Source organism: Streptomyces rishiriensis (assembly GCF_030815485.1).
Taxonomy (GTDB): Bacteria; Actinomycetota; Actinomycetes; order Streptomycetales; family Streptomycetaceae; genus Streptomyces; species Streptomyces rishiriensis_A.
Genome location: NZ_JAUSWV010000002.1, coordinates 226,362 through 239,783, shown reverse-complemented (window position 1 = coordinate 239,783; position 13,422 = coordinate 226,362). Strand labels below are relative to the sequence as shown.

The window sequence follows — 13,422 nt, the reverse complement described above, 5'->3', positions numbered from 1 at the left end:
AGGTCGTCACCAACCAGAGACAGGACTCTTTCGTGTACGAGTTCCCGCACGCTGCCAACGGTTCACGTACGTCCGCAAAGAGTGGCCGCCCGCGAGGGGAGCGCAGGCTGCGGGTCGCTGCCGTCGGGATGGTCGCCACGGTCGTGATGAGCGCCGGTCTCGCCTGGCCGGCCTCGGCTGCCGGTACCGCGGACGCCTCGGCGGCGCGGGACGGGCACGCGGCCACCCGGGCGGCCCTGGAGTCGGTGGTCCAGGACGGGGTGCCGGGGGGGATCGTGCTCGCCGAGCTGGGGAACGACACCTGGGCGGGACGTGCGGGAACCGCGGATCTGGCGACCGGCCGCAAGCCGCGGGCCGACGACCGCTTCCGGATCGGCTCGATCACCAAGACGTTCGTGGCGACGGTGATGCTCCAGCTGGAGGAGGAGGGGAGGCTGAGCCTGGACGACACGGTGGACCACTGGCTGCCGGGCCTGGTGCGGGGCAACGGGCACGACGGCAGCAAGATCAAGATACGGCAGCTCCTCAATCACACCAGCGGGATCTACAGCTACACCGACGACGGCGACTTCAAGCGCAAGGAGTTCGGCACCGACTTCCTCAAGCACCGGTACGACACCTGGACGCCCCGCCAGATCGTCCAACTGGCCATGAAGCATGAGCCCGTCTTCGCCCCCACCGGCGACGGCGAGTGGAGCTACAGCGACACCAATTACGTCATCGCCTCCATGGTGATCCAGAAGGCCACCGGACACTCGTACGCCCATGAGATCGAGCAGCGGATCCTGCGCCCCCTGCACATGGACTCCACCACGGTGCCGGGCACCCGCGCCCGCGTCGCGGGACCCAGCGGACGCGCCTACTCCAAGCTGACCGGGGAACTGGCTGGACCGGGAGAGCCGAACAGCGCGACCTACGACGTCACCGAACTCAACCCCTCCTTCGCGGGCGCCGCCGGAGAGATGATCTCCAACAACCACGACCTCAACCGGTTCTACCGGGCCCTGTTCTCCGGCCGGCTCCTGAAGGCGCCCCAGCTGAAGGAGATGAGGACGGCCGTCTCGCCCAAGAACCTGCCGAACTTTTCCTACGGCCTGGGTCTGATGAAGATGACGCTGTCGTGCGGCACCGAGATATGGGGGCACAACGGCGGTATCCAGGGCTCCATTTCCCAGTCCATGGCCACGGCCGACGGTGGGCACGTGCTGTCGCTCAACTTCAACGGCGACTGGAACGTCCACGAACAGCGGGTCGTCGACGCCGAGTTTTGTGGCTCCTGAGCTTGTCGTTTGACCTCGGCATGAGATGAGTCGAGGATTCGAGACGCAGGACGGACTGCGGTGGGCAGCTGCTTACGGGCTGGTCCGGTCTGTGTGGCGCAACGGTCCGATCGAGAACGCGCATGCCTCACGGCCGACCAGTCGTCGTAAGGCACTGCACGACGGGACGATGTTCGCCCGCAACACCTGGCTCACCCGGCGGGCGTTCGACATTCTGGGTTCCGACGATCAGTTCCGTCTCTACGAGTTGGAGGACCTGGTCCTGGACCGGGACCTGGTCTGGCCGGGATGCGAGGGAACCCTGACGGACTTCGGCTGGGGGTTCCTCGGGGACATCAAGAAGCACGCGAAACAGCGCATCGACATGCTCGCGCACTTCGAGCAGAGTCTGTCGCCGGACGACTTCCTTGTCTTCGCCAGCGCACCATGGTTCGGGGCCCGCGACGACCACTACGGGATGCCGATGTGGCCTGCCTGCGTGGAAGCAGCGGTGTGTCGGCTGCGAGGCGAGGACGAGGAGTTCTGGCGTGTGGAGGGCGATTGGATGACCCGGATGGGCCCGGCTCCGGCTGCCGTCACTGCGGACCTTGAGGCGACCCGGGACCTGCTGCTGGAGTCGCCGTGGGAGCTGGGTGCCGAGAACCTGGACTGGTTTGCGTGGAACCCGATCCTGCGATCACGTTGCACGCAGGCATAGGCGGGTGTGCAACGTTCGGTCTATGCCGTAGCCGGCGGGACGTATTTGTCGCCGCACTTGCTGCCCTGCTGGGGGCGTCGAGTGATGATCAACCCGCAGGCCAGATGACCGCGGTGCCAGCGCAGCGTAGAGCTGAGTTGTCTGGGCAGGCCATCGCCGCTCTACTCATCAGGCGCCACCAGCTGTGAGGGTCTGCAATTCGAGGCGCCCTGGCGCTCTTTCCTTGCGTCAGGCCTTGACTGGGCGTAGGCCTCCTCGGGTATGGCGTTCCCTTCTCTTCTCCTGGGGCCCCCCGGTTTGGCTGATCGTCAGTGCGGCGGACACCCTGCTGGAGCCCGGCGAGGAGGCCACGCCCTGTCGCCGACGTCCCTCAATGGCCGGACCGGGCGGGGGGCTTGGGAACCATCCGGACCCAGCGGTGACGGCCGACCGATGCCAGTGCACAGGCCGCATAGGTGTCGTGCCAGGCCGGTCGCCATTTGTCCCTGACGCGAGACGCGGATACCTTCCAGTGCATGTCTGCCAGGCCACCGCTGCCCACCACCCTCACCGGTCGCCACGTACGCCTCGAGCCGCTGGCGATGAGGCATCTGGGGGAGTTGTTCGCCGCGGGAGGCGGTGACGAGGAGATCTGGCGGTGTCAGGGCGGTCCCGCCCCGCAGACCGAGGAGGAACTGGGCGCCAAGCTCGCCGGGCTGCTGGAGGACGCCGAGCGAGGCGACTGCGTACCGTTCGCGGTCATCGACAGGGCCGACGGCAAAGCCATCGGCTGGACCACGTACATGGACATCGACGCGGCCAACGAGCGGCTGGAGATCGGCTGGACCTGGTACGGCCGCGCGTACTGGCGCAGCGCCGTGAACACCGAGACGAAGCTGCTGCTGCTCACCCTTGCGTTCGAAGAACTGGGCATGGGACGGGTGCAGTTGAAGACCGATCACCTCAACCACCGCTCACAGGCGGCCATCGAGCGCATCGGGGCGCAGCGCGAAGGCGTGCTGCGCCGCCACCGCCGGCGGCCGGACGGCACCTGGCGGGACACGGTGTACTTCTCCCTCCTTGCCGAGGAGTGGCCCGCGGCCAGGGATCGCCTGATCGCCCGCCTCGCAGGGCAGGGCTTCGGCGGATAGTGCCGTCAGGGGGTCCCGCCGGAGGCGTCGCCCGGATGACGCCTCTCGCGGCGCGCCACCCCGTGCGCCGATCTCGCCGACACCGGTCCCTGCCCCGCCTGTTACGCGCTGATGCCATGTCAGGTATGTCGGTGCCGACGGCAGTTCGAGGGGGAGGGGGAGCAGGACGGGCGGAGGTCGGCGACGGCTGATCGTGTGGTGACTTCGGGACGCTGATCAGGATGGGGGAGCCGTGCGCGAACTCCAGCGCGGCCGCTTCCGTGGGGGCGGTCGCCACCACGCAAAGCCAATTGCGTGTGAGTAATCCTAGGCGTGCCTTACGTGCATTTGAAGTTAATCGATGGGGTGCCTACCGTTGAGGCGAAAGCGCAGGAAACACCGCGCAGTTCGGCCCTCGACCGCCTCAGCACCCCAGCCTTCGCGCCCCTCCTCAGACGGGAATACCACCATGTCCGAAACGCTCCAGACCACCGATGTCGCCGCCTCCGACGCCGACCTGCTCGCCCACACCGCGATCGCCGTGCGTGAGGCGGGTTCGGCGCTGCGCGAGCGTTTCGGCGAGGTGGTCCCCTACCAGAACCGCGAAGAGCTGATGCGCGCGCTGGCAGTCAACGACGACATGGCTCTCGACATCCTGCGCCCTCGCCTGACGGGCCTGCGCCCGCAGGCCGGCTGGGTGGAGGACGAACTGGACGGCGGGGCGCTGCCGGCCGGCGAGTGGTGGGTCGTGGATCCGGCCGAGGGCAACGTCAACCACCTGCACGCTCTGCCGGAGTGGGCGGTGACCGCCACCCTCGTGCGGGAGAACCAGCCGGTGCTCACCGCAGTGCACCTGCCGTTGACCGGCGAGACCTACACCGCGCTCACCGGCGCGGGCGCCCACCTCGACGGCCGGCCGCTGCACGTCTCCCGGACCGCCGACATCGGCTTGAGCATCGTGGCCACGAGCCAGGCCCGGCCGGACGAGGACGAAAAGGTCGTGCGGCAGGTCGGCTCCTCGATCACCGCGATGCTCTTCGACGCGCTCGTCGTCCGCGTCGCCGTGCCCGCGACCCTGCACCTGCTGAACGTGGCCGCCGGCCGGATCGACGCCTTCTGGCAGTTCGCCGGAGCCCGCGCGGATCTGCTTCCCGGAGCGCTGCTCGTCACCGAGGCCGGCGGACGGATCTCCGACGCCGAGGGCCGCCCCTGGACCCCACAGAGCAAGAGCTTCCTGGCTACCGCGCCCGGCGTCCACGTCGAGGCCGTATCCACGCTCTCCCGCTGACCGCACACCACAACCCGCACGCACGGAAGGACCAGATCATCATGACCACCATCGCAGTTCTCGGAAACGGCCGCGTCGGCGGCAACCTGGCCGCAGCCCTCGCCCGGGCAGGACACGAAGTGACCGTGGCGGACCGCACGCCGGGCGCCGCCGCCGACGCCGCCCGGACTGCCCGGATCGTCATCAACGCCACGCCGGGCGCCGGCTCGTTGGACCGGCTCGCCGCTCTGCGCGAAGAACTCCGGGACAAGATCCTCGTCGATGTCTCCAACGCCACCACCGACGGACCGGACGGACTGCCCGCCGAGCTGATCTACCCCGGCTCGAGCCTCGCCGAACAACTCCAGGAAGCACTACCCGAAACGAACGTCGTCAAGACACTCAACACCATGCTCTACCCGGTGATGACCGCGCCGGCCACGCTCGCCGAGACACCGACCGTGTTCCTCTCCGGCGAGGACCCGCAGGCCAAGCAGACCGTCCGCGAACTGCTCACCGACCTCGGCTGGCAAAAGGAATGGATCACCGACCTCGGCGGGATCCGGACCGCCCGCGCCACAGAGGCCGCGATCCTGTTCGTACCGCACGTCATCCGCTCCACCGGATTCACCCCCTTCGCGATCTCCATCGCCCGCTGACTGTCGAGCCGCATCGGCTGCAGGCAGCCGGAGCCGGCACGTGGGATGAGGGTTTCCGGTGGGACGCGATCGTGGCATGTACCGTCCGACTCAGTGGGGGAGTCGACGTTGACCTAGCCGAATGACTCCTCTGTCAGAGGCTCAGAAGTGCCTGGCCGGCCGCGCCACCGTCCGCATCCAACCGGTGAGGGCCGTGACACCCGCGCCGACCTCTACCTGGACGCCAGATCCGGGCAAGGCACGCGCGGTCACTACCCAGTCTTCGCGCTCGGGCGGTGGGTGAAAGCGCCCCGGTAGGCGGCCGGGGTCATGCCGATCTGGCGGCTCAGGTGCTGGCGGAGCGACTCGCCGGAGCCGAGGCCGCTGCGGCGGGCCACGTGGTCGACCGTGAGATCGGTGGTCTCCAACAGCTCGCGGGCCCGCAGCAGCCGCTGGTGAAGCAGCCATTGAAACGGAGTCACACCAGTCTCGGCTGTGAAGCGGCGGGTCAGGGTCCGCACACTGACCTTTGCCTGACCGGCCAGATCCTGCAGGGAGATCGGTTGGTCCAGATGTTGCAGTGCCCAGATGCGGGCGGCGTCCAACGAGGAATCCGTCTTGGCCGGTAGCGGGGTCTGCACGAACTGCGCCTGCCCGCCGTGGCGCACTGGAGTGACGACGGCGGCCCGGGCCGCCACATTGGCCGCAGCCGCGCCGTAGTCGGAGCTGATCAGGTGTAGGCACAGGTCGATCCCGGCGGCCGAGCCCGCACCGGTGACGATCCGTCCATCCTCGCCGAACAGCCGGTCGGCGTCCACGCGCACCGCGGGGAAGGCGCGCTGCAGCTCCTCGGCCAGGGCCCAGTGGGTGGTGGCAGCACGGCCGTCGAGGAGCCCGGCCTGGGCGAGGACGAAGGCGCCGCTGCAGATCGAGGCAATGCGCTTTCCCGCGGCGGCCGCCTCCCGCAATGCCTCCAGTGCGGCCGGCTCGGCATCGTGCCGGCTGCCGGTTGAGGGAACGATCACCGTGTCCGCGGCTGCGACTGTCTCAAGGCCGTGCCGGATCACTACCTCGATACCACCGGAAGCGGCGACCGTGCCAGGCACGGCGGTGCACACCGTCACCTCATAGCCGGGGCGTCCTTCGACTTCGGCGGCCCCCAGCAGGGTCGACGGCATGGACAGGTCGAAGGGCTTGACCGCGGGGACGGCCAGGACGGCGACGCGATGCATGGCTAGATCCTTGGATCTCGTGGCTTTCAGGCCACTGACCCTACCGTGTGTCCGCACGGCACAGTTTGGCGAGCGGTCGGGCCCCCGCGAACCACGTTCCCCCTTCAGGGAAGCGTTCCATTTCTGAGGACATCGGAGAGAACGTCATGGCTGAATCAGTCGTCATCGGGGCAGGTGCGACCGGGGTCGCGACCGCCAGGCAACTGGCCGACAGTGGCAAGCGGGTCCGCCTCATCACCCGGAGCGGCGGCGGCCCTGACCACCCCGGCATCGAACGGACCGCCCTGGACGCGGGCCACACCGACGAGCTGGCCGAGGCACTGGTCGGAGCGACCACGGTCTTCAACGCCGCCATGACCGCCTACCAGACCTGGCCAGAGACCATGCCGCCGTTGTTCGCTTCGATTCTCACCGCGACCGAGCGTGCCGGGGCCGACTACGTGATGCTCGGCAACCACTACGGCTATCAGCAGACCACCGGGCCGGTCACCGAGCACACCCCGATGACCCCGCACACCCGAAAGGGTCGGGTGAGGGCCCAACTGTGGCAGCAGGCCAAGGATGCCCACGACGAAGGGCGGCTGCGGGTCACCGAAGTGCGGGCCGGCCAGTACCTGGGCCCAGGCGCAGTCTCCGCGTTCACGCTGCTGGTCGCGCCCCGGGTCCGCGAGGGCGAACTGGCTCTCGTCCACGGCAACCCTGATGCGGCTCATTCCTTTTCGTACACCGAGGACGTCGCAGCGGCGCTGGTTGCGGTCAGTGGCGACGAGCGGGCCTGGGGGCGAGGCTGGCACGCCCCGGTCATCACCACGACCCTGCGCCAGGCCGCGACCGACCTCGCCGAACTCCACGGAGCACCCGAACCGAGGTTGGAGCCGCTCACCGAACGGGATATGACGCTGCTGTCCTTCACCGATCCACTGTGGCGGGAGTTCGCCGAGATGAGCTACATGTCCGAGCGTCCGTTCCTCGTGGACGACAGCGATATCCGCGACACCTTCGGACTCCAGCCGTCAACTCTCCGCGAAGCGCTGACGGCCTGACGCCCGGGCGGTCCGGGGCTCCCAGCCCGCCCACGCCTGGACATGAGGTGCGCGAAGTGCGAGCGTCCTGAGTCGGTGCCGGATCCACGGTGTGCGCGTGAGAGTGACCCGATCCTCATCGTTGAGACGGCACGCGCGACGCGTCAGGATTCGAACTCCGAACTCCAGGTGCCCAGGGCGATCTCGGCGGTGATGCCGGGCCCGAAGCCGGCCATCAGGCCGCGGTGGCCCTCAAGGGCTGATGCTTCGGCGAACATGCGCGCCAAGGCGTCGAGTACCACCGCGCTGGCTATGTTTCCGTACTCGGTAAGGGTGGCGCGGCTGAAGCGGAACGCCTCGGGTGGCACGTCCAGGAAGAGGCTCAGGTCGTCCAGGATGCGCGGACCGCCCGCGTGGATGATGTAGAAGTCCATCTTGCTGGCGTTCCATTGGTGCTCTTCCGCAACGGCCTGCAGTGCTGGGGCGAGTGGCTCCATGGTTCCGGGCACGCGCTTGTCGAGCTGGAAGTGGAAACCTGTGGACCGGACCGCGTAGGAGATCCAGTCCTCGGTGCTCGGGATGATGTACGAGCCGTTGCGTTCCAGGCGGACTCCGGTGCCACCGTTGCCCCGGATCACGGTTGCGGCGATTCCGTCGCCGAACAGGCCGTTGGACAGCAGCGATCCGACGCCCAGATCGGTGGGCTGATAGCACAGCGAGCAGAACTCGCAGGCGACGACGAGCACGTTGGCGTCGGGGTACGCCGTGCAGAAGTCGTGTGCCCGGTTGATGGCCGCGCCGCCTGCCGCGCAGCCGAGTTGGGCGATCGGCATCTGCCGTGTCTCCGGCCGGAAGTTCATCTCGCCGATGAGCCATGCGGTCGGCGGGGGCATCATGAAGCCGGTGCAGGAGACGTAGATGATCATGTCGATCTGCTCCGGCTCCAGTTCCGCGTAGTCGAGCGCCCGGCGCACCACGGCCGGAACGCGGGCCTTGGTGTGGGCCTCGTAGGTGGCGCTGCGGGCGTCGAAGCCCGGGTGCTGCAGCACCTTCTCGATCGGCTGGATCAGATGCCGCTTCTGTACCCCCGTGTGCTCGATCAGGCGAAGGATCAGATCGAGCTGCGGATGGTCGCCGTGCAACCGCTGGGCCAGCTCGAGGGTCTCTTCGTTGGTGATGACGTACTCGGGTACCTGGATTGCCGGCCTACAGAGAACCGCCATGGAATGCCTCCCGCTGACGTGGTCCACATAGCCGGGCCCTGGCCGGATGCGGGCTATTCGTCTTCCGGCGGCAGCCACCCGGAACCGTCCGCGCGGAAACAGTGCGAACGGACCTGTGGTGGGCTTCGGCGCCGGTTTCGATACCCTGGCACGGGCGCGGTCGGGGCAGATGTCGAAGACTCAAGTTCTCCCCGTTCGGGCGGAAGGTGCTCCGCCACGGCTTGATCAGCCGTCTGACTCACGCTACGACGGGAGGGTGAGCGTCGCATGTCGAACGAGAAGCACAATGCGACGGCCCGGATCATTGCCGGCCAGCCGGAACGACGCCGTCGGTGACGGCCTTGTTCCCGGCCACGGCGAGGCGGTGTGGACGTTCGCGTTTCCCCAGGCGAAATACCACGTGAATCCCCAGGCCATGGTCCGGTGGAGTGGCGGCTTGGTCCTTCCTGCGGCGACCGAGGATCTCAGATGCCGTCGCGGCGTGACGACGAGCGGCCGCCTCGAAGAGGGGTTCAGCCCTCCGTCTCCTCGACCAAGGGATCATCGGATTGCTCGCCCAGGGCCGTCCCGGACGCCTCCGCTGGCGTCAGGTACTTCCTGATCGTCTTGCGATCCCACCCCAGGGACACGGCTGACTCGCTCTGCGAGCGGCCCGCAAACCAGTGGCCGTAGATCTCGGTGATGCCGACCACGGCGTAAGTTCTCCTCATCCGGGCAGAGCGTCGGCCTGGCGACACCGGCCGAGGGCAGGCCACCGCGAGCTCCGCGTTGACCAGGTCCCTCGATCCCGAACTCCGCCGTACCCATCACGATCAGGAGAATTCGGGATGAGGAACTACGTCATTCTTGAACACACTTGACCGCCGACAGGCGGACGATTCACACCCGGAGCCGGAATCTGCGCCCCGCGGCTGGGCCCGGCGGGGCGGGGCGCAGTACTGCGGTCGGCAGCCATGCAAAGGCGTACGAGGGGAGCTCGGACACATGGACTTGGGGCGTTGCCGGGGGTGCCGCGGTCACCAAAGGACGGGCAGCGCGAGCGGATAGCGCCAGATCGACGTCCTGTTCCAGCGCACTTCTTCGGCCGGCTTCGCGAGCTTCAGGTCGGGGAAGCGCTTCAGAAGGGTTCCGAGTGCGACTTGCAGTTCTGTGGTGGCGAGCGGAGCGCCGAGACAGTGATGCCCACCCCAGCCGAAGGTCATGTGAGACGGGCCAGTGCGTTCCAGATCCAGCTCATCAGGGCGGTCGAACTTCCGGCCGTCACGGTTGGCCGTCAGATAGGAAACGTGCACGATGTCCCCGGCGCGGATCGTCACCCCGCTCAGTTCCACGTCTTCGGTGGCGACGCGGGGGATGCCGACGCCTTTACGGAAGGGGATGAAGCGCAGCAGTTCCTCGATGGCCTGCGGGAGCATCCCAGGATCGGAGCGCAGCATGGCGAGCTCTTTGGGACGGGTGAGCAGGGCGTAGGCGATGTTGCCGATCTGGTAGGTGGTGGTGTCCTGGCCGGTGATGAGCAGGACCATGGCCATAACTGCCAGTTCCTGGTCGTTGAGAATCTCATCTCCGTCACGAGCCGCGGCCAGAGTGCTGATCAGGTCCTCGCCGGGGTTCTCCCGTCGGTGTGCCGTCAACGTCTCGAAGTAGGCACGCAGAACGGCCTTGGCCTGTACGGCGTTGTCCCGGTTGCCGATGCCGGTGTCCATCATGGTCCGGGCGTGGGACCGCAGTTCGGCGCGATCGGCCTCGGGGATGTCGAGGACCTCGCAGATGGTGGCCAGGGGCAGGGGGTCCGCCAGGTGCTCCGTGAGGTCTGCGGGAGAACCGTGCTCCTCCATCCGGTCCAGCAGCTCGTCCACGACATGCTGGGTGCGGACCCGCATGCGTTCCATGTGGCGGGGTGCGAAGCCTTTGGAGATCAGGCTGCGCAGGCGGCTGCTGCCCGGTGGGTCCATCACGTTGATCGCCTCGTCCTGAACGATGGGTTCAGGGGTCATGCGCGGAAAATTCCGGCCGATGACGGCGCTACGGCTGAAACGCCGATCGGTAGTCACCGTGCGCACATCGTCGTAGCCTGTGACGAGCCAGGCTTCGCCGTCGCCGTGGGGCAGCCGGATGCGGGAGACGGGCTCTTCGGTCATCAAGTGCTTGAGCACAGGGTCGAACTCGAGCGCCTCGGCGTAGTCGAACGGACAGTTTCTCGGGACGGCGACTGGTTCCATGCGAGGCTCCCGACGGGGGTGTGATGAGTAGCTCGAAGATGCCCGGGGCCGGACAGGACATGGGTGCCCGATCGCCTGCAAAGGCACTCGCCCCTGCGGCCAATCGGCCTATAAGGCATCCCTCGAACATGGTGCGCCGGCCTCCGTCGCCGATGCCGCGGGCCGTGCGATCGTCCGGTCGCTGCCCGCTTCGCGCACCTTGCGGCGCAGTCGGGTCAGGAACTGGACGACGGTGTTGTCATGGACTCGGGCGCCCCCGGGCCAGCTCGACCCGGACCAGCTCGCGGCGCCGCACGATGCCACCGTAGGCCGCCATGAGTGCGGCCAGGAGACGGGACTCGGTCGGCGTCAGGTCGCCGCGGGTACCTCGGACGCCGACCAGGTGCCGGACGGCGTCCAGTACGAGGTCTCCCGCTGTGGCGGCAGGCAGCGGAGCCACCCGTTTGAGGGCTGCCCGCGCCTGGCACACGTCCCGCCCGTCGGCGTCGGGCAGGCCGATGTGGAGTACGGCGGCGGAGATGCCGGCGGTGGCTAGCGCAGGACGGTGGCGCCATCCGGTGCGGGTACGGTGTCGAAGTCCTCGTCACGCAGCCCGCGCACCAGCACGTCACGCAGGGCGTGATCGTCCTCGACGACCAGGATCGTCTGACGCATGGTCCTCCCTCTGTTCCCGTGCCACGTCCGTATTCGTCGTACCGGGGGTCAAGCGCTCGGGCAGCCACCAGCTCACGGCGCACAGGCACGTCCCCAGCCAGCCGAGAGCGAACAGCCAGCCGCCGACGATGTCAGTGAACCAGTGCACCCCGAGGTAGATGCGGGTCAGCCCGACCAGCGCGCCCCAGCCGCCGATGATCAGCACCAGTGGGGCCCTGCCGCGCGGCCCCCGCACGCAGACGGCGATGACGAGCAGTCCCGCGGTGAGGGCCGAAGTGGTGGTGTGACCGGACGGGAAAGCCCATCCTGAGGCATGCGTTGCCCAGTCCGTCCGCGGCGGCCGCGGCCGGGCGACGAGCGTCATCACCGCGTACCGCAGCGCTTGGCCCGACCCGAGACAGATCAGACAGAGCGCAACGGCCAGCGCGCGCTGCCGGAGGGCGTGTCCCGCGATGATTCCAGCCAGTGCGGCCAGCGCGAACGGGATGACACCCGTCCCGGTGGCGGTCAACCCGCGGGCGAAGGCCACCGCCACGTCCGGCCGGTGGTCGGTGGACCACGAGAGAAGGCCAGCGTCCGCGAACAGCGGTGTGCCGTCGTGGCCCACGACGGTCATGGTGAGAACACCGAACGCTGCCCATGCGCCGAGACCGCAACTGCCGGCCAGTTCCGCGACGTCGCCGCGCTTCACGACGCCGCCACCAGCGGACGCAGGCGGGTGGCCGTGAGCCGCAGGGCCAAGGTTTCCGCCCGCCTGCGCAGTGCCGACATGGCGAGCAGAGCAGCCAGAGCGCCCACCACGACCCCTGCCACCACGTCGTGGGGGTAGTGCGCTCCGACCCAGACTCGCGAGGCCGCCATCGCTCCTGCGGCCACCATGGCGACCGCGCCGAGCCAGCGGGACACGAACAGCAGGGCGACGGCCGCCGCGGCGGCGATGGCCGCGTGGTTGCTGGGGAAGGACCAGTCGCCTGGCGCAGGACACGCCTCCAGCGTGGTCACCCGCAGGCTCTGGCAGGGCCGGTACTCGCGCACCAGCAGCTTCAGCGCCGCATCCACCCCGTAGGCGACGACCACGGCGAACGGCACGGCGAGCGCCGTCACCGACGCGGTGGCTCCCGCCCGCCGGGCGCGCCACCAGCCGATGGTCATGAGCACCGCGAACAGGGCGAGTCCGTACGTCGACCACGCCGACACCGTGTCGTCCAGCCACGCGGGAGCGTGCCGGGCGAGGTTCACCACCTCGGTGTAGGCCGACCCGTCGACCGCCGAGCCATCGAAGGCGAGAATCATCCGCGTCCCTCCTTCACTTTCGCGTCCCGGCGCGAGCGGTACACCTCGGAGGCGACCGGAATCAGCGACACGGCCACGATCACCGCGACGATCGGCAGCAGATAGCGGTCCACGTTCGGCACGGAGGAGCCCAGCGCGTACCCCGCCAGCGTCAGACCCAGACTCCACACCAGGCCACCGGTCACCTGCCAGACGGTGAACGTCCGCACCGGCACCCGTAGCGCGCCCGCCATCGGGTTCAGGACCGTGCGCACCACCGGCACGAAGCGGGCCAGCACAATCGCCTTCGCATACCCGTAGCGCTCCAGCAGCTCCTCCGCGCGATCCGCCCCCTCCCGCAGGCGGGCCGAGCGGCTGCGGGCCAGCAGGGCGCCGCCCGCTCTTCGGCCCAGGAGATATCCGCATTGCGCACCCGCCAGCGCTCCCACCGCCGCGGCGACCAGAAGCGGGGCGAGCGACAGTCTCAGGCCGCGGTCGGCGGAGCCGGTGCACAGCAGACCAGCCGTGAACAGCAGCGAGTCGCCCGGCAGGAAGAAACCGATCAGCAGCCCGGTCTCGGCGAACAGCACCACACCCACACCCAGCACGCCGAAGGCGGACAGCAGGGACCGGGCGTCCAGCACATTGACAGCGAGCTGCGACGATAGGTGCACGGCTGTGGTCATCGTGGAGAGCCCCTTCGTCGTTCTTCCGGACGCCGGGTGCAGTGAAATGGTGGCACCCGACAACTGACTACAATCCTGTAGACGGTCTACTGAACTGTAGACGATGGCGGAGTGAGGAAC

The 13,422-nt window shown here is 68.4% G+C and carries 13 protein-coding genes and 1 pseudogene; 6 read left to right on the top strand and 8 right to left on the bottom strand.

Features of this window, described 5'->3' with window-relative positions:
• The first annotated feature begins 128 nt into the window (after positions 1-128).
• The 5 genes from QF030_RS03360 (at position 129) to QF030_RS03340 (ending at position 5,012) form a co-directional block, all read left to right on the top strand.
• Positions 129-1,280: a serine hydrolase domain-containing protein gene (locus QF030_RS03360; protein WP_307161138.1), complete on the top strand. Its 1,152-nt coding sequence runs from the start codon at positions 129-131 to the stop codon at positions 1,278-1,280.
• A gap of 169 nt (positions 1,281-1,449) precedes the next feature.
• Positions 1,450-1,977 (top strand): hypothetical protein, encoded by a 528-nt coding sequence (locus QF030_RS03355; protein WP_307161137.1) that lies wholly within the window; start codon positions 1,450-1,452, stop codon positions 1,975-1,977.
• A gap of 515 nt (positions 1,978-2,492) precedes the next feature.
• Positions 2,493-3,107, top strand: coding sequence for a GNAT family N-acetyltransferase (locus QF030_RS03350; protein WP_307161136.1), 615 nt, complete (start codon positions 2,493-2,495; stop codon positions 3,105-3,107).
• 448 nt (positions 3,108-3,555) lie between these two features.
• A complete protein-coding gene (locus QF030_RS03345) occupies positions 3,556-4,374 on the top strand; it encodes a 3'(2'),5'-bisphosphate nucleotidase CysQ (RefSeq protein WP_307161135.1) in 819 nt (272 codons plus the stop codon).
• A 41-nt stretch (positions 4,375-4,415) separates the two neighbouring features.
• Positions 4,416-5,012, top strand: coding sequence for an NADPH-dependent F420 reductase (locus QF030_RS03340; RefSeq protein WP_307161134.1), 597 nt, complete (start codon positions 4,416-4,418; stop codon positions 5,010-5,012).
• 251 nt (positions 5,013-5,263) lie between these two features.
• Here QF030_RS03340 and QF030_RS03335 read toward each other — a convergent pair whose 3' ends face one another.
• Complete coding sequence (locus QF030_RS03335; protein ID WP_307161133.1) at positions 5,264-6,223, bottom strand: GlxA family transcriptional regulator; 960 nt, start codon at positions 6,221-6,223, stop codon at positions 5,264-5,266.
• A 146-nt stretch (positions 6,224-6,369) separates the two neighbouring features.
• On the opposite strand from QF030_RS03335, the gene QF030_RS03330 reads away from it, so the two are divergent.
• Positions 6,370-7,266 carry an NAD-dependent epimerase/dehydratase family protein gene (locus QF030_RS03330; protein WP_307161132.1) on the top strand — a complete coding sequence of 299 codons (897 nt, stop codon included), beginning with the start codon at positions 6,370-6,372 and terminating at the stop codon, positions 7,264-7,266.
• 143 nt (positions 7,267-7,409) lie between these two features.
• On the opposite strand, the gene QF030_RS03325 is transcribed toward QF030_RS03330, so the two are convergent.
• The 7 genes and pseudogenes from QF030_RS03325 to QF030_RS03295 all read right to left on the bottom strand — a co-directional run bounded on the left by QF030_RS03325 (position 7,410) and on the right by QF030_RS03295 (position 13,302).
• A complete protein-coding gene (locus QF030_RS03325; protein WP_307161131.1) occupies positions 7,410-8,468 on the bottom strand; it encodes a type III polyketide synthase in 1,059 nt (352 codons plus the stop codon).
• 512 nt (positions 8,469-8,980) lie between these two features.
• On the bottom strand, positions 8,981-9,160 hold the full coding sequence (locus QF030_RS03320) for a hypothetical protein (RefSeq protein WP_307161130.1): 180 nt from the start codon (positions 9,158-9,160) through the stop codon (positions 8,981-8,983).
• Positions 9,161-9,484: 324 nt separating this feature from the next.
• A complete protein-coding gene (locus QF030_RS03315; RefSeq protein ID WP_307161129.1) occupies positions 9,485-10,690 on the bottom strand; it encodes a cytochrome P450 in 1,206 nt (401 codons plus the stop codon).
• A 148-nt stretch (positions 10,691-10,838) separates the two neighbouring features.
• A pseudogene (locus QF030_RS03310) lies at positions 10,839-11,344 on the bottom strand (response regulator transcription factor); the annotation flags it as partial.
• Positions 11,298-12,035, bottom strand: coding sequence for a phosphatase PAP2 family protein (locus QF030_RS03305; RefSeq protein WP_307161128.1), 738 nt, complete (start codon positions 12,033-12,035; stop codon positions 11,298-11,300). The pseudogene QF030_RS03310 and the gene QF030_RS03305, both read right to left, overlap by 47 nt.
• Positions 12,032-12,637, bottom strand: a complete 606-nt coding sequence (locus QF030_RS03300; protein WP_307161127.1) for a phosphatase PAP2 family protein — start codon at positions 12,635-12,637, stop codon at positions 12,032-12,034. The genes QF030_RS03305 and QF030_RS03300 overlap by 4 nt, the downstream gene beginning before the upstream one ends.
• Positions 12,634-13,302, bottom strand: coding sequence for a DedA family protein (locus QF030_RS03295; RefSeq protein WP_307161126.1), 669 nt, complete (start codon positions 13,300-13,302; stop codon positions 12,634-12,636). Before QF030_RS03295 ends, QF030_RS03300 begins: the two co-directional genes overlap by 4 nt.
• Positions 13,303-13,422: the final 120 nt, after the last annotated feature.